Origin of the sequence: Paenibacillus jamilae (assembly GCF_050482105.1) — a bacterium.
GTDB classification, from domain to species: domain Bacteria; phylum Bacillota; class Bacilli; order Paenibacillales; family Paenibacillaceae; genus Paenibacillus; species Paenibacillus jamilae_B.
Map to the genome: position 1 here is coordinate 406728 of NZ_JBCNHI010000003.1, position 20982 is coordinate 427709.

Here is a 20982-nt window from a genome sequence, read left to right on the forward strand (position 1 = left end):
TATTTCACGACAAAATATCCGCCAATCCATGGTTACAAGACGGCGGATATTTCTGCTTAAATATGTCGTATTAGGCAAAATGACAAGCCACAAAATGCTGGTCCCCTGCATCGCGATATACCGGAGCCTCTGTCTTACAGCGCGCTTCCGCCATAGGACAGCGTGTATGAAACTTGCAACCTGACGGCGGATTAGCCGGAGACGGGATGTCCCCTTTTAATACAATCCGCTGTCTTTTGATCGTCGGATCTGGAATCGGTACTGCTGATAGCAGCGCCTTGGTGTACGGGTGAAGCGGGTTGCTGAACAGCTGCTCCTTGGAGGCTAACTCTACCATTGAGCCCAGGTACATCACGCCAATACGGCTACACAGATGCTCGACCACACTCAGATCATGCGAGATGAACAGATACGTCAGTTGGCGTTCCTGCTGCAAATCGCTTAACAAGTTAATGATCTGGGCCTGAATCGATACATCTAGAGCAGATACCGGCTCGTCAGCCACAATAAAATCAGGATTCAAAATCAAGGCCCGCGCAATCCCGATCCGTTGCCGTTGACCGCCAGAGAACTCATGCGGATAACGATCATAGTGATACGAGGACAGCCCGCAAATGTGAAGCGTTTCGTTGACCTTCTGCCGCAACTCACTACGGTCAATCAATCCGTGATCCAGCAAGGCCTCTCCAATCGCCTCACCCACCTTGATTCTCGGATTCAGTGAACTAAAAGGGTCCTGGAAGACAATTTGCAGCTTCGGACGAAGCGCACGAATCTGCTCCTTGTTTAACGCGTGCAAGTCTTCGCCCTTGTAAAGTACTGATCCCTCTGTTTTATCCATCAATCTGAGAAGCGTACGCCCAATCGTACTTTTACCGCAGCCCGATTCTCCTACCAGACCAAAGGACTCACCCTTATGAATATGAAAAGATACATCATCGACCGCCTTGACATGTCCGACCGTACGCTGAAAAACTCCGCCTGTGATCGGGAAATACTTTTTCAGCCCTTCCACTTGAATCAAAGGCTCGCTCATATCCGTTGTCCTCCTTCTTTCTCATATAACCAGCAGGCAACCTTATGGCCATTCTCCTTTTCATTCAAGGGAGGAGCCTGATCCTTGCATATTTGCATACAATGTGCACACCGATCATGAAAATGGCAATTTTCACCCAGTTCAATGGGGTTTGGCACCTGTCCTGGGATAGAATACAACCGATCCATTTTCTGATTAATGACAGGTTTAGCCTTTAACAGTCCTTGGGTATACGGATGCTGCGGATTTTTAAACAGCTCAATAACAGGAGCTTCTTCAATAACGTTCCCAGCGTACATAACGACCACATAATCGGCCATTTCTGCCACGACACCCAAGTCGTGTGTAATCAGCATAATGGACGTTTTAAGCTTATCCTTCAAATCCCGCATTAAATCGAGAATCTGCGCCTGAATCGTCACATCCAGTGCCGTCGTTGGTTCATCCGCAATCAACAGCTTCGGATTACAGCTTAAAGCAATCGCAATCATAATCCGCTGGCGCATACCTCCACTCAGCTCATGAGGATAGGATTGGAATATTTCCTCCGGTCGCGAAATGCCCACCAAATTAATCAGTTCAATTGCCCGAGCACGTGCCTCTTTTTTACTCATTAATGTATGCATCAGCAACGGCTCCGTAATCTGTTCCCCAATCGTAAGCACCGGATTCAGTGAAGACATTGGTTCCTGAAAAATAATCGAAATGTCATTGCCGCGAATTTGCTGCATTTGACCCTTATTGAGTTTCAAGAGGTCTTTGCCCTCAAACCAGATTTGTCCGTCTGAGGTGTGGGGAGAGTCAATCAATCGCATCATCGTCATCGCGGTTACACTCTTACCGCAGCCAGATTCTCCTACCACACAGAGCGTTTCACCCTCACGAATTTTAAAACTGACGTCATTGACCGCTTTGACAGTTCCGTTAGAGGTATGAAAGTGGGTTTTCAGGTTACGAAATTCAATCAAAGCATTTTCCATAAACGTTCGTCTCCTACTTCTTCATTTTAGGGTCCAGCGCATCACGCAAACCGTCGCCAATCAGATTGATCGCTACAACCGTGATCAGAATACACATTCCCGGTGGTACCCATATCCAGGGGCGTTTGCGGAAGTCAATCAGGTTATTCGCAGCCGATATCATATTTCCCCACGAAGGTGTGGGCGGTACGACACCAATCCCCAAGTAACTGAGCGCAGATTCTGTAATAATCGCCCCCGCCACTCCAAGCGTAGCCGTAACAATAATAGTAGGAATCGTGTTCGGCAGCAGATGTCGGAATATTTTTCGGCGGTCTCTCAACCCCAGTGCTTCCGTCGCCTGCATAAATTCCTGTTCACGCAGCGTAAGAATCTGTCCTCTGACCAGACGGGACAAGCTCGTCCAGCTCAAAATTCCGATAATAAGCATCAGAAAATAAATACGATTCGACGGATCAACCTTCAAATCCGATAGAACAGCACCCAAAATAATAAGCAGCGGCAATGTAGGCAGCGCCATAAAAATATCGGCAATCCGCATAATCACCGTATCCACGCCTTTACGATAAAACCCTGCCAGCGCACCCAACGTTGCCCCGATCATGACCGAAATAAACGTGGCGACCAGCCCCACTGTCAAAGAAATACGGCCAGCCAGCATCGTACGCAGTAAAATATCTCTACCAAACTTATCCGTACCGAGCCAGTACTTCGCATTAGGGGATAAGTTTTTGTCAGATAGCTTGTAATCATCTAAATGATAAGGTGAAATCATGGGACCAAATGCACAAATGATAACCATCAGAATTAATATAACGAGACCTGCCAAAGCCAAGCGGTTTTGATTAAAACGGCGAACGGCGATTCTCCATGGAGACGCTTCAGGACGGATCGCCGCCTTTTGATTCGTTTCAATCGTGACTGTTTCTGCGGACAATAGTATCCCTCCTACTTCAAGCGAATTCTTGGATCTGCCATGCCATACAATACATCAGAAAGTAGATTGCCTATGAGCGTGAGAACGGCTAGGAAAATGGTGAAGCCCAACATAAACGGATAATCGCGCATACTAATGGACTCCAGATAAACCTGCCCCACACCTGGCCATACAAACACCTTTTCCAGGATCATTGCCCCACCAAATAAGGCTGGAAGCTCGAACCCAAGCAGTGTGATTGCTGGAATCAGCGCATTGCGCAGTGCATGTTTGAAAATAACCGTCCGTTCCTTCAAGCCCTTGGCGCGTGCGGTGCGGATATAATCCTGACGGATAACCTCCAACATACCTGTACGGAAATAACGAGTCAGACTTCCTGTACTTAGCATTGTAAGTACGAGTGTCGGCAGGAACATATGCTTGAGGATATCCACCATATACGCCCACGAGCCTGCTTCCATGCCTGCTGTAGTCATCCCCCCAACTGGAAGAATACCCCATTCGAGAGCAAATATTTTGATGACCAATAGACCAATAAAAAATGAAGGCAGCGACATACATAAGAAAATGAATAACGTAACAAACTTATCGAACAAGGAATATTGAAACTTAGCTGAAAATACCCCTGCAACAACTGCAATGAGCCAGCTAAAAATAAGACTAAAAAAAGCGATAATAAAAGAGTTCCATACATAGTTGCCAATAACTTTGGTTACCGGCTGCTTATGCTGTAATGAATCCCCCATATTTCCCTTTAACATATTACCGGCCCATATAAAATAACGTTGGTATTCCGGCTTATCCAGCCCGTAGATATGTCGTAGCTGCTGTGCCTTTTCGGCGGTCATATTCGGATTCTGCTTGGCTGTAATATAATCACCCGGCACCATGGCTGAAATCGCAAAAACGATAATGGATATGCCAATAAGTGTGGGGATGAGTTGCAGCAGTCTTCGAATAATGTACTGCTTCATATTCATTCCTCCAGACGAATAAAGTGATATGCCCAGCTCGTGAGAGCTGAGCATACGATTGGCAACCCTTATTGAGCGATTTGAGCGTTATGCAGAGTGAACTCAAAATCTTTGTATGGCGTAATTTCTAAACCGGATACACGTCCATTAACAGGCCACATATCTCTGCGTTGGTACATAAAGATAGTTGGCAGATCCTTGTTCAGCTCTTGATAGAGCTGCTTGTAAATCTGTTTGCGTTTCTCTTGATCCAGTTCATGCTTGCCAGCAAGTGTTAATTCATCAACCTTTTTATTGGAATAGCCGATATCATTTTGTGCACCATTCGTAATAAAAGTCGTTGTATCCGGGTCTGGAGTTAAGCCCCAGGCCGCAAAGAACATATCAAACTTGCCTGTATCCTTTTTATCCATAATGGCGTTAAAATCTAAAGTTTCGGAAGTCAGCTTGATGCCTAGCTCCTTATAGTTATTGGACATGATCGGCAGCAAGGCCTCTACTACTGGATTATCAGCAGTTGCGGAGAAGTTAATAGTGAGCTTTTCGCCGTCCTTTTCACGAATTCCGTCAGCACCAACCTTCCAGCCTGCTTCATCCAGCAAAGCCTTCGCCTTCGCTGTATCAAACTCATATTTATTGATGCCTTCATCCGTATAAGACCAGGATTCTGTAGATTGTGGAATGTTAATGACATTCGCATACGGGCCATACACGCCCTGCACAATCTCTTTACGGTTTAAGCCAATAGTTAAAGCCTGACGTACTTTAGGGTCCTGGAATTTCTTTTCCTTGTGATTAAACGCAATATATCCATAGCCATTGGTCGGCATAATATTCACGTCTAAGAAGCCTAGCGCCTTTAATTCCTCTACATTGTCTTCCGTAACTGTGATGTTGTCCATGTCCGTTTCGCCTGTTTGCAGCATAGACAGGTTTGTTTCCTCTGTTGTCGTTTTGAAAATAACTGATTTCACCTTTGGTGCGCCTTTGAAGTAGTTGGAATTCGCTTCAAGTACGACTTGTTGGCCCGGGGAAAAGCTCTTCAGCACATACTGCCCGGAGCCGATTGGTTTATTATTAAGCGCCTTGATGCTGTCTAGGTTACCCTTCTTGAATCCTTTTCCGTAATAAGCTTCTGGCATAAAGTATTGCTCACCCAGATAGTCCTTCGTATAAGCTGTTGCTTCTGTAACGGTTACTTCTACTGTGTTATCATTGATGACCTTGATACCTGAGATATCATTCGCCTTGCCATCGTGGTATTCCTTACCGCCTTTAATCTTAAAAGATAATATATCGCTTTCTCCATCATAATTCGGATCATGCAGCACTTTGAGAACAAAAGCATAATCCTTTACCGTTACTGGAGTGCCGTCACTATACTTCACACCTGGTTTCAGGTGGAAGGTGTATTTTAGACCATCTGGCGATACATCAACCTTCTCAGCCAAACTATTTTCATATGTACCATCTGCCTTCACCTGTAAGAAGGAATCAAATACCGTTCTGACTACATATAAATCGTAGGTTGTTTGCCAGAATAGCGGGTTAAATACCCCTTTAGGTGATGTCATACCTACTACAATGTTATCTTTCCGATTTGTTGCTCCTGGAGGATTTTGTGACAAATCCGTCGCTTTAATTACACCCTCTGTAACCGGTGCGCCGCCTTCATTTCCCTCTGTTTGATTATCCGTATTGCCTTGCTGCGGCTGTGCCTCATTAGCACCTCCACTACATCCTGCAAACAGAACACCAACGATCGTAAGCACCATAAGCAAAGAAAACCACTTCTTCTTTTGCACCATCCTGTTAATCCCCCTTGTCGGTTCTTTATTTAACAGCCTGTCTCATTCCTGCGGTGATTCGTTAAAGCTTGAGGTTTGAAAATGAAGTTTGCACATCCTCCTCACTGTATCTAATGATAGCGTAAACACATGTTTTAGACCCTTGGTCAATTTTGTGCACCGACAACCATTACATTTTTATTAAGGTTTATCTTAAGTGTAAAATAATATCACGTCAATATCTTTTTTTATGTAATATACAATTGCAAAACATCTATTTTTGTAAAGTTTATGAAAATTACTTGTGGAAAATGAGAAATAACTGAATATCATGTAATATAAAATAACATTTCAAATGATCGAAATGTGTACTCTGGCGAGTTGGGGAGCTTGTAATTCCTAAGCAACTAAAAGGTAATTTATACTTAATGGGTAAACATGGATTGTATTATTAGTAAGTTACAATAGATGGCACTTGTTGTCAATAAAAAAAATCATAAAAAAAAGATGCTCCCAGGATTGGGAGCATCTTTTCTTTCCACCCACTACTATTCAGTAGTGTAAGGAAGCAATGCGATTTGACGGGAACGTTTAACAGCGATTGTCAACATACGTTGATATTTCGCGCTTGTTCCAGTCACACGACGAGGAAGAATTTTTCCACGTTCGCTGATGAATTTTTTAAGCAGGTCTGTATCTTTATAGTCAATGTGAGTAATTTTGTTCACAGTGAAGAAACATACTTTACGACGTTTGTTGCGACCACCACGACGAGCTGGTCTTTTGTTATCGTCTCCGCCTTCTCTTTGTCTGAAGCCCATTCTTTGTCAGTCCTTTCCCAATTAAAATGGTAAATCATCATCCGAAATATCGATCGGTTTTCCGTCATCGGAAAAAGGATCCTGATTGTTTCGCGAGTTATTATTCCCGCGTCCACTATTGCTGTTACCGCCCCCAAAAGGAGACTCCTCACGCATACCTCCACCGCTATTGCCGCCACCGTTGCCGCTATCGCGGTTAGATTCCAAGAAACGTACATTATCAGCAACAATTTCAGTCACGTATACACGTTTTCCTTCATTGTTCTCATAATTACGTACCTGTACACGGCCTTCAACAGCCGTCAAACGACCTTTACGAAGATAGTTAGCGCATGTTTCAGCAAGCTGACGCCAGGTTACGATCGGCAAGAAATCCGCTTCCCGTTCGCCGCCTTGACTTGTAAACGGACGGTCTACAGCCAGGGTGAACTGGGTTACTGCTACACCAGACGGTGTATAGCGCAGCTCTGGATCTTTGGTCAAACGACCGATCAGAATGACACGGTTCAACAATCCAATCCCCTCCTTTGAGCGTTGTTCATCACATAATCACGTACAATAATTAAGCTACGTCGTTCGTAATGAGATAACGAATTACTTCGTCAGAAATTTTCATGATACGCTCAAGCTCAGTAACAACAGCAGGTTCTGCTGTGAAGTTTACCAGAACGAAAGAACCATCACGGAATTTCTTGATCTCATACGCAAGACGGCGTTTAGTTACATCGTGATTCGTAATTTCGCCACCGCCGTTAGAGATGATACCTTGGAATTTGTCGACTGTCGCTTGAACAGCTTCTTGTTCAATGTCAGGACGAATAATGTACATCACTTCATATTTGCGCATTCTTTACACCTCCTTATGGACATAAGGCCCTCAATCTCAGTTGAGAGCAAGGAACGAGCCTAAACTCGCACTAAAACAGTTTACCAAAATGAACAACTGAATGCAACCTGCAATTTCGAGTACAAGACTCAAGGCCATATACACACTTCATATTCTTTCGTTTTATACAATTTTATATCCCATCATAAGTTTTGCATATATATAAGGAAAGAATTTTTGATTAACTACGATCTGCACACCTGTTTTCGCATGTTTCTGTTTAAGACAGCGCACAATAACCGTTGCAGTCCAAATTCATTATCTAAGGAGGCACAATCGTATGGGTGAAAAGACTGAGTTCGTACCCGGGGATAAGGTCCCAAACGACGGCGTATATATGGAGGTTGGAGAAAAAAGCTTTCATACTGAAATCCAAAACCCGCAGCAAATAACGTTGGAAAGAGGCGATTCCTTTCCGAAGACCACCAACCATAATCGCAAGTGGAAGAAAAAAACAAAAGCTCGCGTCCACTAATGTATATTTCTTTGGCATCCTGGCCATATTATGATTAGGCGATACAACAGAGAGGTGTGGTTCCGTTGGACAACGTAGCCTTACAAACTGTTAGGAGATCCATTCCGGGCATTAGAAGCGTTAGGTTTGTGTAAAAGGACACTGTCTTTTCAACACGGTATTGCTAGTCAGTACACCGAGTTTCATGATGTGATTGGACAGATCGTATCCTGTTAAAAATGTATCGCCTACGATGGAGGACCTTTGTGGTCCTCCTTTGTTGCATTATCGGACTTTTTGCATATACTGGTAAAATGCAGATTAATTCAGCTCCTTCTGCTAGAATATATCCAAGTACAAAAGACCTATTATCTACGGAGGTTTAAAGATGAGCTATTCTCGTATATTAAAGTGGATATCAGGTATATTCGAATTGGTGCTTGCTGTACCGATTGTGGGAGGAGCTATTGTCATGGGGACGGGCTACTCTGCTCTTGGATTCATGCTTATCCTGCATGCAATAACACTTATCCTGTCGTTACGCAATCAGGAAGCGATCTACGGTTCTGTATGGGGAGTACTCACTTCCTTGCTAGCCTGGATTCCTTTTGTTGGCTGGGCACTCCATTTAATTGCAGCCATCCTTCTGATGATCTCTGGCTCAAAGAGAACAAAACGCTATCATTACCCGCCTAATCAGCTATAACAAAAGAAAGCTCCTAACGGCAATTATTTCAAACGCAGTTAGGAGCTTTCTTTTGCCCTAACGCCTTATTCATCCATCAAGAGATTCTTAATCTTTTCTTCGATATCGTTCAATTCATTTTTTGTAATCTTATAATGATTTATTTCCATAAACCAAAAAACCCCCTACGTCAACAGACGTAAGAGATTGATCAAGTTCATAAAGTTAGTGGCGGAAAGAGTGGGATTCGAACCCACGCACGCCTTGCGACGCCTAACTGATTTCGAGTCAGCCCCCTTGGACCTCTTGGGTACCTTTCCGCAGCAAGGATAATTATATCATCATTGCTATCATGACGCAAGCTGATTCTTGTCCACCATGATCCACTTTCTCTGCCCAAATGGTTTCCTAATTCTGCTCGTCAGCACTGGACTTTGAGCGAAGCACTTTTTTCATGTTCTTTTCAAACTTAGCACGCGGTATCAGCACACTATGCTGGCATCCGACACATTTGATTCGAATATCCATCCCCATCCGGATAATTTCCATCTCGTTCGTTCCACACGGATGAGGCTTCTTCATCTGCACAATATCCCCTAGTTCAAACGACTTACGCTCCACCCTTCTCTCCTCCTTTTCTCTCTGGCTCATCTTCCTTTTCAAGGGTGATCGCCGTCTCCAGCGCAGCCTGACGATGTTCCTCGTCTTCCAGAGCCCTCTTGATATTATTCTGAATATCTCGCTCTACCAAGGCCCCTGTATTCGGCATACATTCAGCCACAATCCGTACGATATACTCTGATGTAGTCATAGACTGAACGCCTAACACATCCGGCATATTAAGTATCTGTGCATTGGACTCTTCAATGCCTTGGATCGCCTGTTTGACCAAGCTGACGGCTTCCTCCAGACTACGCTCTGCCTTCATCGGTACATCCACGACCGCCAACGCATTGGACATGGAGAAGTTCGTTACCGTCGTAATGGAACCGTTCGGTAAAATATAAACTTCACCTTTCCAACTCACCAGCCTGGTTGTACGCAGCCCAATCATTTCTACCGTTCCTTTGAAAGTTCCCGTCTGAATGACGTCTCCTACGGCAAACTGATCCTCAAATATAATAAAGAATCCGGTAATCACATCCTTAACCAAGCTCTGTGCCCCAAAACCTACAGCCAACCCAAGCACTCCTGCTCCAGCAATTAAAGGGCCTAAATTTATACCCATTTGCGATAGCACCAGCATAATTAAGATGAAATTGAATACAATATTTGTTACATTTTTTAGCAATTCACCAACAGTCGTTAACCGTCTGGTATTCAATCGGAATCTGCCGTTATCTCCTTTTTGCTCCATCGACTTATCTATAATTTTATTAATAACTCGAATAAAGATACGTGTAATGATGAAAATAATTGCGATTTTCAAAACCACAAACAAAAAGGTCGACCACATTGTGCTATCAGTAAGCCATTTCCATACAGCATCCTTCCAATGAATCGCACCTTGCACTACGTCATCCGCGTCCAAATTACCGGTCAACCAATGTATAAAGGTCATGCTGTACTCCTCCTTAAACCAGGGAATTACTCTTTCTGTATCCCACATCCTATTTCCTATCTATATAAGCATATCTCCCGACTTCAAACATACGACTATGAATAATCTACTTTTCCTGAGTATAAAAGCACAAGTTTATCCATATACTAGCTACTATCTTGAAAATAATTGTTACCCGCAGGCCAAGTGAAATTTTAAAGATAGCCGAGCACAACCTGCATACTCCATTACAGGACGAAAGGAAGATTCCATGACTCATCCATCTGACTTCATTCCGGGGCAAGAACCCCTAAGCTTAAAAATATCACACACCGATCCCGGGATCCAATCAGCTATCATCCATCGTTTGCTGTTCCATCTGCATCAGGCGCGGAGTCTGCAAAATATCGTTATTGTTTGCATCGGCACTGACCGTTCTACTGGAGATTGCCTTGGTCCACTCGTGGGGACTCACTTGTCACGCTATAAAAGCCCCCTGTTTAACCTGTATGGAACATTAGACGAGCCTGTGCATGCTATGAATCTGCAAACGACGCTGAACGGCATATATGACCGGTACGAACAACCTTATATTATCGGCATAGACGCATGTCTTGGACAAACCTCCAGTGTTGGATGCATTCAGGTTGCAGAGGGTCCTCTCAAGCCTGGAGCAGGTGTAAATAAAGAATTACCGCCGGTCGGCGATATCCATTTGACTGGTATCGTTAACGTCGGCGGCTTTATGGAATACTTTGTATTGCAAAATACGAGACTAAATCTGGTCATGAAATTGTCAGATATCATTGCTAGTAGCTTGTACTCCGCAATTAAGGAGTGGCATTACCGGTCTGTCCTACTTGCTGCGCAAGAGTAATAGCTTCTTTCTCTTCAGGCGATAAGGAATAAGAGGATTGTCCCGCTTCCAGAGGCTTGGCATACACATATGAGCCATCCCGGTTATAGATGCCAGTCAATACTATTCCGTCCTGATTATCGTCCACTATAGCCAGAGAGAAGCTTAAATCACTTCCTCTCTCACCAAAGGCGTTATAGCGTTTGATCCCTATATGTCCCTTCAATCCAGTCAGTTTACTCCGTAGTGATTTCATACTTGCACGGTGGCTTTCCTGCTCATCTTCGATCGTATCCATTTGTACCTTTAAATCAATCAGCAGCGTTTCCAAATTTTCGACCCCGCTGCCTGCCATCATGGTTTCATACTTTCGCCGCATCTTCTTCAGTTTTGATCCCTGTACAATTATAACTATCAACAGGATAAGCAAAATAAGCATGATCCCTGCAACAATTCCAGCAAGCTGCTCCATGATTAGTCCATTCAATTCAGCCATATGTTTGTTTCTACCCCTCTACCTCAAAAATCATGTTACTGCTTTGCTTACCTTTTATTTTAAACGTTTGAGAACAGCGAGACAAATAACACAAGGCTATTAGTTTATCCATCAAAACCATTCTAATCCCTGCAATTCCAGACAAAGCAAAGACATATCTCGCTTTCCATTTTACCTAAGGAGACATGTCCATATTTTTACAGACTACTGTAATAGCTCCAGTAATCTTTCCAAATCCTGCTGGCTGTAATAATTTAATTCAATTTTGCCCTTGTCTTTATTGTGCTTGATCTTTACCGTTGTTTTAAAACGCTCTCGCAGGGACTCTTCCATATGGTCGATATAGGGGTCCTTTTTTCGCACCTTCGCTTTAGCTTTTGTCTCCCCAGGCTTATGATCCAATTGCTGTACGGCTTCCTCAAGTTCGCGGACACTCCACTGTTGCTCAATGCATTGCATGGCCAGCTGTTTCACCATGTCTGGGTCTTTGAGTCCAACAATTGCCCTTGCATGCCCCATAGACAATGTTCCACGTGAAACATAATCTTTAACCTCCTCAGGCAATGCAAGCAAGCGAAGGAAATTGGCAATATGCGAACGTGATTTTCCCACCTTCATGGACAACTCTTCCTGAGTTAAGGAGAATTGATCCATTAGCCCCTGATAAGCTACTGCCACTTCCATTGCATTTAAGTTTTCACGCTGCAAATTCTCAATTAGGGCAATCTCCATTACCTGCTGATCTGTAAAATTGCGAACAACCACAGGTATGGTCGGATTCCCGCAAAATTGAGATGCCCGAAACCGTCTTTCCCCGGCTATGATCTCATATCCTCTCAAAACACTACGTGCAATAATCGGTTGGATTACACCGTGTTGACGAATGGATTCCGCTAATTCCTTAATGGACTCCTCATCAAACGTTTTCCGAGGTTGATATGGGTTTGCTCGCAACTGGCTGAGCGGAATGTCAACAACCTTATCCTCTTCGCTGACTGTAAGGGAGGGAATAAGCGCATCCAATCCCTTTCCCAACCGTTTACTCATAAGATACCACTTCCTTTGCCAACTCAATATATACCTCTGCCCCACGAGAACGGGGATCATACGTAATAATGGACTGGCCATGTGATGGTGCTTCGCTGAGTCTCACGTTGCGTGGAATAATCGTCTGATAAACTTTGCTTTGAAAATACTTTTTCACTTCTTCAATAACCTGAATACCCAAGTTCGTGCGGGCATCAAACATGGTTAGCAACACACCTTCAATTTGCAATGAGGTGTTTAGATGTTTTTGTACTAATCGCACAGTATTCAACAACTGACTTAATCCTTCCAGCGCGTAATATTCACATTGAATTGGAATAATGACCGAATCGGAAGCTGTCAAAGAATTGAGCGTCAAAATACCCAGCGATGGAGGGCAATCTATCAATATATAATCGTAATTATGCTTGACGAGTTGAAGTGATCTTTTTAATCTCAATTCGCGAGAGATGGTTGGTACCAGCTCGATTTCCGCACCTGCTAATTGAATGGTTGCCGGGATAATGTCCAATCCCTCGACCTGTGTACTAATAATCGCTTCACTAGGGTCAACCTCGTTAATGAGTACATCATAAATGCAATTTGCCACATCCGCCTTATTGATACCCACACCGCTGGTTGTATTACCTTGCGGGTCGATATCCACGAGCAATACCCTTTTGCCGAGGGAAGCAAGTCCGGCGCCCAAATTCACGGAAGTAGTCGTTTTGCCTACTCCGCCTTTTTGATTGGCCACGGCTATTATTTTTGACACTTCATTCACCTCATAATTTAATCGGAATCCTGCTATATTCCATGATTGCAAAAGCTTCTATGAAGACGTTACTTAGTCCTTAACTTATGGATAACGGCAATTTCAAAATAGAATACGAGTATGCTGCGGTTTTATGTTGGCGTTAGACACAAAAAGCGGCAATTGCTGCCGCCTGTACGCTTCATCCCTTACTTACGTTTGGGAATTTGAATGACAATCTCATAGTGATCCTCATGATCAGATTCCTTTGTTTTGATATCGAGCCCGGAGCCAGACACCATATCAATGGATTGACGAATCGTATTCAGCGCAAGCCGGACATCCTTGGTAAAGGAAATCCGCTTTGATTTCTTAATCGTGGATACTTGTTTATAAAAGGCAACTCGTGCCTCTGTCTGCTTTACATTAAGTTCCTTAGCAATTACTTCATCTAAAACCTTGTACTGTAGTTCTTCGGTCTCTAGCGACAATAATGCACGAGCATGACGCTCGGACACCTTACGTTCCATTAGAGCCTCTTTCACTCTCTCCGGCAAATGAAGCAAACGTATTTTATTAGCAATCGTAGATTGGCTTTTGCCAAGTCGCTGAGCGAGGCTTTCCTGGGTAAGTTGATGCAGGTCAATCAGCTTTTGATAAGCTACAGCCTCTTCAATCGCTGTTAAACCTTCCCGCTGAAGGTTCTCAATCAACGCGATGGATGCAGCTTGTGAATCATTAAACTCACGAACAATGGCTGGAATTGTCTCCATACCCAGCTTGGTGACAGCTCTCCAACGACGTTCCCCTGCTATAATCTCATATTGTCCATTACGGAAACGAACGACAATCGGCTGAATAACACCATGCGTCTTAATAGTCTGGCATAGCTCATCAATCTTCTCGTCGTCAAATATGGTACGGGGCTGATAAGGACTGCTGACAATATCCCGAACTGGAATTTGTTTTATTTCGTCCCCATTGGATCGCTCCGTCAAACCAAATAGCTTGGAAAATTGTTCTTTCATTCCGTATAATACCACCTAATTTCATAATAGCACCATACAAACAGCGCTTCGTGAAAAACAGATCCTTACGGGGATTGTAGACCCTTCTATATAAAACAGCGCCGTAAGCGGGTACACTCCACGTACTCCCCTGACATTTGTTGTCCCACTTCCCTATATGTATATCTGAAATCATGAGTACGGGAAGCAGCCAACTTACACTAAAACGATTATCTCTATTCTATCACTTTTCCAGTCATAATCCTATCGTCTCTACCAGCTTTTCGAAAGGATACAAGAATAAATTATGTAGAGGGCATTCGGCAAAAAATATTCTTAAGTACAGATCAATAAACCATAAAAAAAGTGAATGTTTCACGTGAAACATTCACTTTCTTTCAAACATTTACACTAAAGGTGTCTTCAAAGGAGTGCCTGGCTTACGCGGGTATTTCCGTGGTGTAGCTGCTCTTTTTTCAATAATAATCATATGCCTCGCTGCATCCTCAACAGGTAGCTGGAAGGCCTGAACATGTTTGATTTTCCCCTTTAGCTCTTTCAAACTGTAGGAAGCCTCCCTGATTTCTTCCGTTGGATCACTACCCTTCATTGCTGCAAAGTAGCCTCCTTCACGGACAAAAGGCAGGCAAAATTCATTTAGTACCGCGAGGCGTGCAACAGCTCGGGCTGTGACCAGATCGTAGCTATCACGATATCCTGTTTTGCGTCCCAACTCCTCTGCCCTGCTGTGAATCAGTTCAACATCTTCCAGTCCCAACTGCTCTACAACATGCGCTAAGAATTGTATACGTTTGTTCAGTGAATCTACAATGGTCAACTGGATATGTGGAAAGCATATTTTCAAGGGGATGCCAGGAAAACCTGCACCTGAACCAATGTCAGCCAGGCTTCCCACATCATTTAACGGAACATAAAAGGCAAGTGAAAGAGAATCGTAAAAATGCTTGGTGTACACCGCATCTCGTTCAGTAATACCCGTCAGGTTCATTTTTTCATTCCATTCAACCAGCACACGGTAATATGTTTCAAACTGTTCTAACTGGCTGTCATTAATCACAATGCTATGCTCTGCCAGCCGCTGCTTAAACTGCTGTTGTATCGCGTCCATTATGATCCCCTCGCTGCCGTTACACGGTTATAGTGCTCCAGATAAACCAGCAAAATGGAAATATCCGCAGGAGTTACACCGGAGATACGGGAGGCCTGACCAATGGACATCGGACGGATTTTCTCAAGCTTCTGCTTAGCTTCAATAGCCAAGCCCTGAACTTCGTTGTAGGCAATATCCTCTGGGAGCTTCTTCTTCTCCATCTTTTGCAGGCGTTCTACATGCATTAATTGCTTTTCAATGTAGCCCGCATACTTAATTTGGATTTCCACCTGTTCTTGCTCTTCCTCAGTAAGAGCTACAGGTGAAGGCGAAATTTGTGCCACTTGTGCATAGCTGATCTCAGGTCGACGCAGCACTGTTAACAAATTACTGCCGTCCTGTATCGGTGCAGATCCGCCTTGCTCCAGCATCTCATTTACATCAACCGGGCGAACTTTAGCTAAGCGTAAACGCTCAATTTCTTGCTCTACCTTTTGTTTTTTATCCAAAAAGCGCTCGTATCGTTCATCTGTAATCAGGCCAATATCATGCCCGATCGGAGTCAATCGCAGATCCGCGTTATCATGCCGCAACAACAGACGGTATTCTGCACGGGATGTCAGCAAGCGATAGGGCTCATTTGTCCCCTTCGTCACTAGGTCGTCAATCAGAACCCCAATGTAGCCTTGAGAACGATCCAGTACGACAGGCTCTTTGCCCTGCACCTTACGAGCTGCATTGATCCCAGCCATAATTCCTTGACCTGCAGCTTCCTCATAACCAGATGTTCCGTTAATCTGGCCTGCCGTGAACAAGCCAGGTACTTTTTTCGTTTCCAAAGTAGGCCACAACTGAGTAGGTACCATCGCATCATATTCAATCGCGTAACCATTACGCATCATTTCTACCTTTTCCATTCCTGGAATGGTACGTAGCACAGCTAATTGCACGTCCTCTGGCAAGCTTGTCGACAAGCCTTGAACATAGTATTCGGATGTGTTTTTACCCTCAGGCTCCAAAAAGATTTGATGCTTCGGTTTATCACTGAAACGCACCACTTTATCTTCGATAGAGGGGCAATAACGTGGTCCCGTTCCTTCAATCAGACCAGAGAACATTGGCGCCCGATGCAGGTTATCATTAATAATCTGATGTGTTTCCACCGAAGTATACGTCAGCCAGCAAGGCAGCTGCTCATTATCCGAGGACTTCGTTTCATAAGAGAAAAACTTCGGCTGATCATCACCTGGTTGTATCTCCGTTTTGCTAAAATCAATTGTATCCTTATGCACACGTGGTGGCGTTCCTGTTTTAAACCGAACGAGATCAAAACCCAGCTCTCTCAAATGTTCAGAAAGTCTCAATGAAGGCTGCTGATTGTTCGGACCACTCTCATACATCAGCTCACCCATAATAATTTTTCCGCGCAGATAGGTGCCAGTAGTCAACACAACTGTTTTACTACGATACTCTGTGCCCGTCTTCGTAATCACACCGACGCATTGACCGTCTTCTATAATCAGCTCTTCAACCATACCTTGACGTAAGGTCAGATTCGGTTCCTTTTCCATTGTTTCCTTCATTGCGTGCTGATAAGAAAACTTGTCAGCTTGCGCACGCAAGGCATGCACGGCCGGTCCTTTACCAGTATTTAACATTCTCATTTGGATAAATGTTTTGTCGATATTCCGACCCATTTCGCCGCCCAATGCATCAATCTCCCGTACGACATGTCCTTTTGCAGGACCGCCAATAGACGGGTTGCAGGGCATGAACGCGACCATATCCAGGTTAATTGTGATCATCAATGTACGACAGCCCATCCGTGCTGCTGCCAAGGCTGATTCTACGCCCGCATGGCCCGCACCGACGACAATCACATCATAGTCGCCTCCTTGATATCCCATACCTCTCTTACCTCCCTATACATTCGAGTCTTCACCCCGAATATGCTTTTGTGTATCTATAACGATAGCCGGCTTAAACCAGCCGTGCTTGAATGTTCTACTTGCCCAGACAGAATTGTGAAAATATTTGATCTATTAATGCATCATGCGCAGTATCGCCTACAATCTCGCCCAACTGCTCCCATGCCAACCTTACATCAATTTGGATCATATCGATCGGAACAAATTGATCAGCGGCTTCATAGGCATCTACCAGCGATTGGCGTGCTTTCTTTAGCAAAGCAATATGTCGTACATTGCTGACATACGTCATATCCGCCGATTCTAGCTTGCCGCTAAAGAATAGATTGGATATAGCCTGTTCCAGCCGATCTGCTCCCTCATTTTCCTTCACAGACATCGGCACAATAAGCTCCTCAGGGACATAGCGCAGCAACAAATCCCGGTCTATTTGGGCCGGTAAGTCCATTTTATTCATAATAACAATCGCTTGTCTACCGCGGATTTGTTCCATTAATGCCATTTCATCCTCGTGCAGTGGCTCGTTGGCATTAATGACGATGAGCAGCAAATCCGCTTCACTAACTGCCGTTCTCGAACGCTCTACCCCGATCCGTTCCACGACGTCCATCGTTTCGCGGATTCCAGCTGTATCCAGCAATTTGAGCGGAATATTATTAATCGTCACATACTCCTCAATAACGTCACGGGTCGTGCCCGGAATATCGGTCACAATCGCCCGTTCCCCCTGAGCCAGTGTGTTTAGCAGTGACGATTTGCCTACATTTGGTCTTCCGACAATTGCTGTAGTCAGCCCTTCACGCAAGATTTTCCCCTGCTCCGCTGTATGCAATAATCGATCAATTTCTGCCATGACCTGGCTGCTTTTATCCTTGATTAGCTCAGACGTAAAGGATTCTACATCATGCTCAGGGTAATCAATGTTTACTTCAATGTGAGCAAGTGTCTCCACCAACACATGACGCAAGCGACGAATATTCTGGGACAGCTGCCCGTCCACCTGCTTCAAAGCCACCGAAAAGGCTTTATCCGATTTGGAGCGAATTAAGTCAATGACGCCCTCCGCTTGACTCAGATCAATACGACCATTCAAAAAGGCGCGTTTCGTAAATTCACCTGGCTCAGCCAGACGTATATTTTGCAGCAGTAACAGATCCATCACCCGTTTAACAGCTACTACTCCGCCATGCGTGCTAATTTCCACCACATCTTCTGTTGTAAAAGAACGTGGTGCCCGCATCACTGTAACTAAAACCTCCTCCACCTTCTCTTGGCTTTGAGGATCTATAATATGTCCATAGTGTACGGTGTGCGTTGGAGCCTTACTTAAGGGAGTTTTGCTACGGAACAAAGTCTCCACTTCTGTAACCGCTCCTGGACCGCTGACCCGCACAACTGCAATGCCGCCCTCGCCGACAGCCGTGGCAATGGCAGCTATGGTATCGCTCAGCATATCGTTTCAACCTCCTATCAAGTAAAAACGGCATTGCCGTCCTTCATGAAGGACGGCACCCGGTTCAGTGTGAAATATAAGAAAAAAAGCAATGGCTTCTGCAGCTTGCAGAGAGCCATTGCGTCGGATTATTTCTTGGCAATGACAACGCGCCGATTAGGCTCGTCCCCCTTGCTGTATGTTCTAACCAGCGCATGCTGCTGGAGCTTGGCGTGAATCAGCTTTCGCTCCTGGGACGGCATTGGCTCCAGTACCACTTCCTTACCATAACGAACCGCCTGATTTGCTAATCGTTCCGCCAAATCCTCTAGCGTTTTCCGCCGCCGTGCACGAAATTGCTCGGCATCCAGCACAATGCGGATAAATTTATCAGAATGACGGTTGGCAACAATATTCGTCAGGTACTGCAATGCATCTAAAGTCTGTCCTCTGCGGCCAATCAGCATACCGAGCGATGGTCCAGAGATATCCAGTGTGCTTTCATCCTTGCGATGACGGACATCGACTTCAACGTCCAGTCCCATTCCTGCAGCTGTTTCACGGATGAAACACACCGCCTCTTCATAAGGATCTACATGTCCCCCGGGTGCTTCCATGTTCATCTGCACTTTCTGCGCAACAGACCCAGCCTCTGATACAGCCTGTCCCACTTCAGAAGGTGCTTGAGCCAATACATGAGGTTCAGCCGTGTGTGTGGTTTCAGGAGACGGCTCAGAGAGCAGTGTAAGCTCCACCTTCGCCTTTTTGACCCCTAGCCACCCCAGGAATCCTTTTGACGGCTGTTCCAACACGTTTACGGTTACCCGTTCACGGCTTACTCCCAGCTGGGAGAGTCCTTGTCTTACAGCATCTTCAACGGTTTTTCCTGATGTCACGACTTTGGTCATCTCGACTTTTTAGCCCCCTTCGAGTTTTTGCCGCCTTTTTTCTTACTATTAGAGGAGCCTGTTTTCGTGAGACTGGCTGTTTTCACGTTGGCCAGTGCTGCGTCCTTATCATTATTCCGATAAAGGAAATAGTTTTGAACAATGGTGTAAATATTACTGAAGAACCAGTACAACGGCAAAGCAGACGGAAAGTTATACGACATGAACAGAATCAGCACCGGATAGACGTACAACAGAAATTGCATCGGTCCCTGCTGCGGCGTCGGATTCATTTTCATCATCATCCAGGTTTGGACAAAGGTCGTAATCGCTGCTAAAATCGGCAGGATAAAGAAGTGATCCGGTTTACCTAACTGGAGCCACAAAAAGTCATGATCCCGCAATGCCGAGTTATAATAAATGGCATTATAAAGCGCGATAAAAATAGGCATCTGTACAAGCAAGGGCAGACAGCCTGCCATCGGGTTAACCTTGTTTTCTTGAAACAATTTCATCGTTTCTTGCTGAACTCGCTCAGGTGTATCCTTGTATTTCGCTTGAATTTCTTTTAATTGTGGCTGAATAGCCTGCATTGCTCTGGAACTGCGTACTTGCTTGAGTGTAAGCGGCAAAATAATGGTACGCACGATGATCACCAAGATTAATACGGCCAGGCCATATTCTCCAGAGAACCATTGGGCAAATGTATCCAGCGCATACGAAAACCAGTAAACGACATATCTCTGCCACCAAGATCCATTGGCCAAGTCTGCCGTCGTGTAAGAATTGTGAGCCGCCTGGGTACATCCGGACAGCACAGCAACAAGTGCCAATAAGGCAATCAGGAGGAACCATTTTCCCCGTTGAGTCTTCAAACGCGACACTTCATAACCCCTTTCTTAACCAATCCATTCCAACGTAAATCATACCATATCCTGTAGGACAAAGATACTGATTATCGGCGCGTAGACTTGAGCAGCGAGGCTTTGCGCAAAACGTGCAGCACGCTTTTCTCCAGCTCTTGATACGACAGGGTAACCGCACCCTTACGAACGATAAAAATCAGGTCAATCTGTTCCACCAATTCCTGCTCATGATGGCGTACGATTTCCTTAACGATCCTACGCATCCGGTTGCGGACAACTGCGTTGCCGATCTTCTTGCTAGCCGAAATTCCGACGCGGAACTGCTCTACCTCTCTGCGGCGGAACCAGTACACCACAAACTGATGGTTGGCAAAAGATTTGCCATGGCGGTATACGCGCCCAAAGTCCGCCCGGTTTCGTAGACGCAATTTTTTTTGCACGGCGCTTCTCCTTGCTCATCTCTTTTACACATATCAGTAAGCTCCCCTGACCTCTTATATAATAAGAAGTATGGACAAC

The 20982-nt window shown here is 44.7% G+C and carries 23 protein-coding genes and 1 tRNA gene; 3 read left to right on the forward strand and 21 right to left on the reverse strand.

Features of this window, described 5'->3' with window-relative positions:
* Window positions 1–70 precede the first annotated feature (70 nt).
* The 8 genes from ABEW32_RS03145 to rpsF form a co-directional block, all read right to left on the reverse strand.
* On the reverse strand, window positions 71–1036 hold the full coding sequence (locus tag ABEW32_RS03145; protein WP_430184612.1) for an ABC transporter ATP-binding protein: 966 nt from the start codon (window positions 1034–1036) through the stop codon (window positions 71–73).
* Window positions 1033–2016, reverse strand: a complete 984-nt coding sequence (locus ABEW32_RS03150; RefSeq protein ID WP_430184614.1) for an ABC transporter ATP-binding protein — start codon at window positions 2014–2016, stop codon at window positions 1033–1035. The genes ABEW32_RS03145 and ABEW32_RS03150 overlap by 4 nt, the downstream gene beginning before the upstream one ends.
* 13 nt (window positions 2017–2029) lie before the next feature.
* Complete coding sequence (gene opp4C, locus ABEW32_RS03155) at window positions 2030–2953, reverse strand: oligopeptide ABC transporter permease (RefSeq protein ID WP_430184616.1); 924 nt, start codon at window positions 2951–2953, stop codon at window positions 2030–2032.
* Window positions 2954–2964: 11 nt separating this feature from the next.
* Window positions 2965–3927, reverse strand: coding sequence for an ABC transporter permease (locus ABEW32_RS03160; RefSeq protein WP_430184618.1), 963 nt, complete (start codon window positions 3925–3927; stop codon window positions 2965–2967).
* Between the two features lie 68 nt (window positions 3928–3995).
* Window positions 3996–5735 (reverse strand): ABC transporter substrate-binding protein, encoded by a 1740-nt coding sequence (locus ABEW32_RS03165; protein ID WP_430184620.1) that lies wholly within the window; start codon window positions 5733–5735, stop codon window positions 3996–3998.
* A gap of 527 nt (window positions 5736–6262) precedes the next feature.
* A complete protein-coding gene (gene rpsR, locus ABEW32_RS03170; protein WP_013312800.1) occupies window positions 6263–6535 on the reverse strand; it encodes a 30S ribosomal protein S18 in 273 nt (90 codons plus the stop codon).
* 21 nt (window positions 6536–6556) lie between these two features.
* Complete coding sequence (ssb, locus tag ABEW32_RS03175) at window positions 6557–7048, reverse strand: single-stranded DNA-binding protein (RefSeq protein WP_010346813.1); 492 nt, start codon at window positions 7046–7048, stop codon at window positions 6557–6559.
* A gap of 49 nt (window positions 7049–7097) precedes the next feature.
* Entirely contained in the window at window positions 7098–7382 is a 285-nt protein-coding gene (gene rpsF / locus ABEW32_RS03180) for a 30S ribosomal protein S6 (RefSeq protein WP_007433230.1), read from the reverse strand.
* A gap of 319 nt (window positions 7383–7701) precedes the next feature.
* On the opposite strand from rpsF, the gene ABEW32_RS03185 reads away from it, so the two are divergent.
* Together ABEW32_RS03185 and ABEW32_RS03190 are read left to right on the forward strand one after the other, a co-directional pair.
* Window positions 7702–7896, forward strand: coding sequence for a YjzC family protein (locus ABEW32_RS03185; RefSeq protein ID WP_013373906.1), 195 nt, complete (start codon window positions 7702–7704; stop codon window positions 7894–7896).
* Window positions 7897–8263: 367 nt separating this feature from the next.
* The gene (locus ABEW32_RS03190; RefSeq protein ID WP_430184622.1) at window positions 8264–8581 is read left to right on the forward strand and encodes a hypothetical protein; all 318 of its coding nucleotides are present in this window, start codon (window positions 8264–8266) and stop codon (window positions 8579–8581) included.
* Window positions 8582–8789: 208 nt separating this feature from the next.
* On the opposite strand, the gene ABEW32_RS03195 is transcribed toward ABEW32_RS03190, so the two are convergent.
* From ABEW32_RS03195 to ABEW32_RS03205, 3 genes are all read right to left on the reverse strand, one after another.
* A tRNA-Ser gene (locus ABEW32_RS03195) sits at window positions 8790–8880 on the reverse strand.
* An 88-nt stretch (window positions 8881–8968) separates the two neighbouring features.
* Window positions 8969–9181 carry a DUF951 domain-containing protein gene (locus tag ABEW32_RS03200; protein WP_430184624.1) on the reverse strand — a complete coding sequence of 71 codons (213 nt, stop codon included), beginning with the start codon at window positions 9179–9181 and terminating at the stop codon, window positions 8969–8971.
* Window positions 9171–10121 carry a mechanosensitive ion channel family protein gene (locus tag ABEW32_RS03205; protein ID WP_430184626.1) on the reverse strand — a complete coding sequence of 317 codons (951 nt, stop codon included), beginning with the start codon at window positions 10119–10121 and terminating at the stop codon, window positions 9171–9173. The genes ABEW32_RS03200 and ABEW32_RS03205 overlap by 11 nt, the downstream gene beginning before the upstream one ends.
* Before the next feature lie 250 nt (window positions 10122–10371).
* Here ABEW32_RS03205 and yyaC point away from each other — a divergent pair, with 250 nt between their 5' ends.
* Window positions 10372–10977, forward strand: coding sequence for a spore protease YyaC (yyaC, locus tag ABEW32_RS03210; RefSeq protein ID WP_430184628.1), 606 nt, complete (start codon window positions 10372–10374; stop codon window positions 10975–10977).
* Here yyaC and ABEW32_RS03215 read toward each other — a convergent pair.
* The 10 genes from ABEW32_RS03215 to rnpA form a co-directional block, all read right to left on the reverse strand.
* On the reverse strand, window positions 10931–11452 hold the full coding sequence (locus ABEW32_RS03215) for a DUF4446 family protein (protein ID WP_430184630.1): 522 nt from the start codon (window positions 11450–11452) through the stop codon (window positions 10931–10933). The genes yyaC and ABEW32_RS03215 overlap by 47 nt on opposite strands.
* 204 nt (window positions 11453–11656) lie before the next feature.
* Window positions 11657–12499, reverse strand: a complete 843-nt coding sequence (locus ABEW32_RS03220; RefSeq protein ID WP_430184632.1) for a ParB/RepB/Spo0J family partition protein — start codon at window positions 12497–12499, stop codon at window positions 11657–11659.
* A complete protein-coding gene (locus tag ABEW32_RS03225) occupies window positions 12492–13253 on the reverse strand; it encodes a ParA family protein (protein ID WP_013373915.1) in 762 nt (253 codons plus the stop codon). Before ABEW32_RS03225 ends, ABEW32_RS03220 begins: the two co-directional genes overlap by 8 nt.
* A gap of 188 nt (window positions 13254–13441) precedes the next feature.
* Window positions 13442–14260 (reverse strand): nucleoid occlusion protein, encoded by an 819-nt coding sequence (noc, locus tag ABEW32_RS03230; RefSeq protein ID WP_013373916.1) that lies wholly within the window; start codon window positions 14258–14260, stop codon window positions 13442–13444.
* 385 nt (window positions 14261–14645) lie between these two features.
* Complete coding sequence (gene rsmG, locus ABEW32_RS03235; RefSeq protein ID WP_430184634.1) at window positions 14646–15368, reverse strand: 16S rRNA (guanine(527)-N(7))-methyltransferase RsmG; 723 nt, start codon at window positions 15366–15368, stop codon at window positions 14646–14648.
* Window positions 15368–17257 carry a tRNA uridine-5-carboxymethylaminomethyl(34) synthesis enzyme MnmG gene (mnmG, locus tag ABEW32_RS03240; protein ID WP_430184636.1) on the reverse strand — a complete coding sequence of 630 codons (1890 nt, stop codon included), beginning with the start codon at window positions 17255–17257 and terminating at the stop codon, window positions 15368–15370. Before mnmG ends, rsmG begins: the two co-directional genes overlap by 1 nt.
* A 97-nt stretch (window positions 17258–17354) precedes the next feature.
* Entirely contained in the window at window positions 17355–18731 is a 1377-nt protein-coding gene (mnmE, locus tag ABEW32_RS03245) for a tRNA uridine-5-carboxymethylaminomethyl(34) synthesis GTPase MnmE (protein WP_430184638.1), read from the reverse strand.
* A 128-nt stretch (window positions 18732–18859) separates the two neighbouring features.
* On the reverse strand, window positions 18860–19618 hold the full coding sequence (gene jag / locus ABEW32_RS03250) for an RNA-binding cell elongation regulator Jag/EloR (protein WP_430184640.1): 759 nt from the start codon (window positions 19616–19618) through the stop codon (window positions 18860–18862).
* Window positions 19615–20481: a YidC/Oxa1 family membrane protein insertase gene (locus ABEW32_RS03255; RefSeq protein ID WP_430184642.1), complete on the reverse strand. Its 867-nt coding sequence runs from the start codon at window positions 20479–20481 to the stop codon at window positions 19615–19617. The genes jag and ABEW32_RS03255 overlap by 4 nt, the downstream gene beginning before the upstream one ends.
* 71 nt (window positions 20482–20552) lie before the next feature.
* A complete protein-coding gene (gene rnpA / locus ABEW32_RS03260) occupies window positions 20553–20903 on the reverse strand; it encodes a ribonuclease P protein component (protein WP_305166122.1) in 351 nt (116 codons plus the stop codon).
* Between the last annotated feature and the right edge of the window lie 79 nt (window positions 20904–20982).

Coding starts and splice junctions, on each gene's coding strand:
- ABEW32_RS03205 (WP_430184626.1), bottom strand. CDS start 10,121: ATGACCTTTATACATTGGTTGACCGGTAATTTGGACGCGGATGACGTA.
- ABEW32_RS03190 (WP_430184622.1), top strand. CDS start 8,264: ATGAGCTATTCTCGTATATTAAAGTGGATATCAGGTATATTCGAATTG.
- mnmE (WP_430184638.1), bottom strand. CDS start 18,731: ATGCTGAGCGATACCATAGCTGCCATTGCCACGGCTGTCGGCGAGGGC.
- ABEW32_RS03215 (WP_430184630.1), bottom strand. CDS start 11,452: ATGGCTGAATTGAATGGACTAATCATGGAGCAGCTTGCTGGAATTGTT.
- ABEW32_RS03220 (WP_430184632.1), bottom strand. CDS start 12,499: ATGAGTAAACGGTTGGGAAAGGGATTGGATGCGCTTATTCCCTCCCTT.
- ABEW32_RS03145 (WP_430184612.1), bottom strand. CDS start 1,036: ATGAGCGAGCCTTTGATTCAAGTGGAAGGGCTGAAAAAGTATTTCCCG.
- ABEW32_RS03150 (WP_430184614.1), bottom strand. CDS start 2,016: ATGGAAAATGCTTTGATTGAATTTCGTAACCTGAAAACCCACTTTCAT.
- rpsR (WP_013312800.1), bottom strand. CDS start 6,535: ATGGGCTTCAGACAAAGAGAAGGCGGAGACGATAACAAAAGACCAGCT.
- ABEW32_RS03185 (WP_013373906.1), top strand. CDS start 7,702: ATGGGTGAAAAGACTGAGTTCGTACCCGGGGATAAGGTCCCAAACGAC.
- jag (WP_430184640.1), bottom strand. CDS start 19,618: ATGACCAAAGTCGTGACATCAGGAAAAACCGTTGAAGATGCTGTAAGA.
- rpsF (WP_007433230.1), bottom strand. CDS start 7,382: ATGCGCAAATATGAAGTGATGTACATTATTCGTCCTGACATTGAACAA.
- yyaC (WP_430184628.1), top strand. CDS start 10,372: ATGACTCATCCATCTGACTTCATTCCGGGGCAAGAACCCCTAAGCTTA.
- rsmG (WP_430184634.1), bottom strand. CDS start 15,368: ATGGACGCGATACAACAGCAGTTTAAGCAGCGGCTGGCAGAGCATAGC.
- ABEW32_RS03165 (WP_430184620.1), bottom strand. CDS start 5,735: ATGGTGCAAAAGAAGAAGTGGTTTTCTTTGCTTATGGTGCTTACGATC.
- noc (WP_013373916.1), bottom strand. CDS start 14,260: ATGAAAGAACAATTTTCCAAGCTATTTGGTTTGACGGAGCGATCCAAT.
- ABEW32_RS03160 (WP_430184618.1), bottom strand. CDS start 3,927: ATGAAGCAGTACATTATTCGAAGACTGCTGCAACTCATCCCCACACTT.
- mnmG (WP_430184636.1), bottom strand. CDS start 17,257: ATGGGATATCAAGGAGGCGACTATGATGTGATTGTCGTCGGTGCGGGC.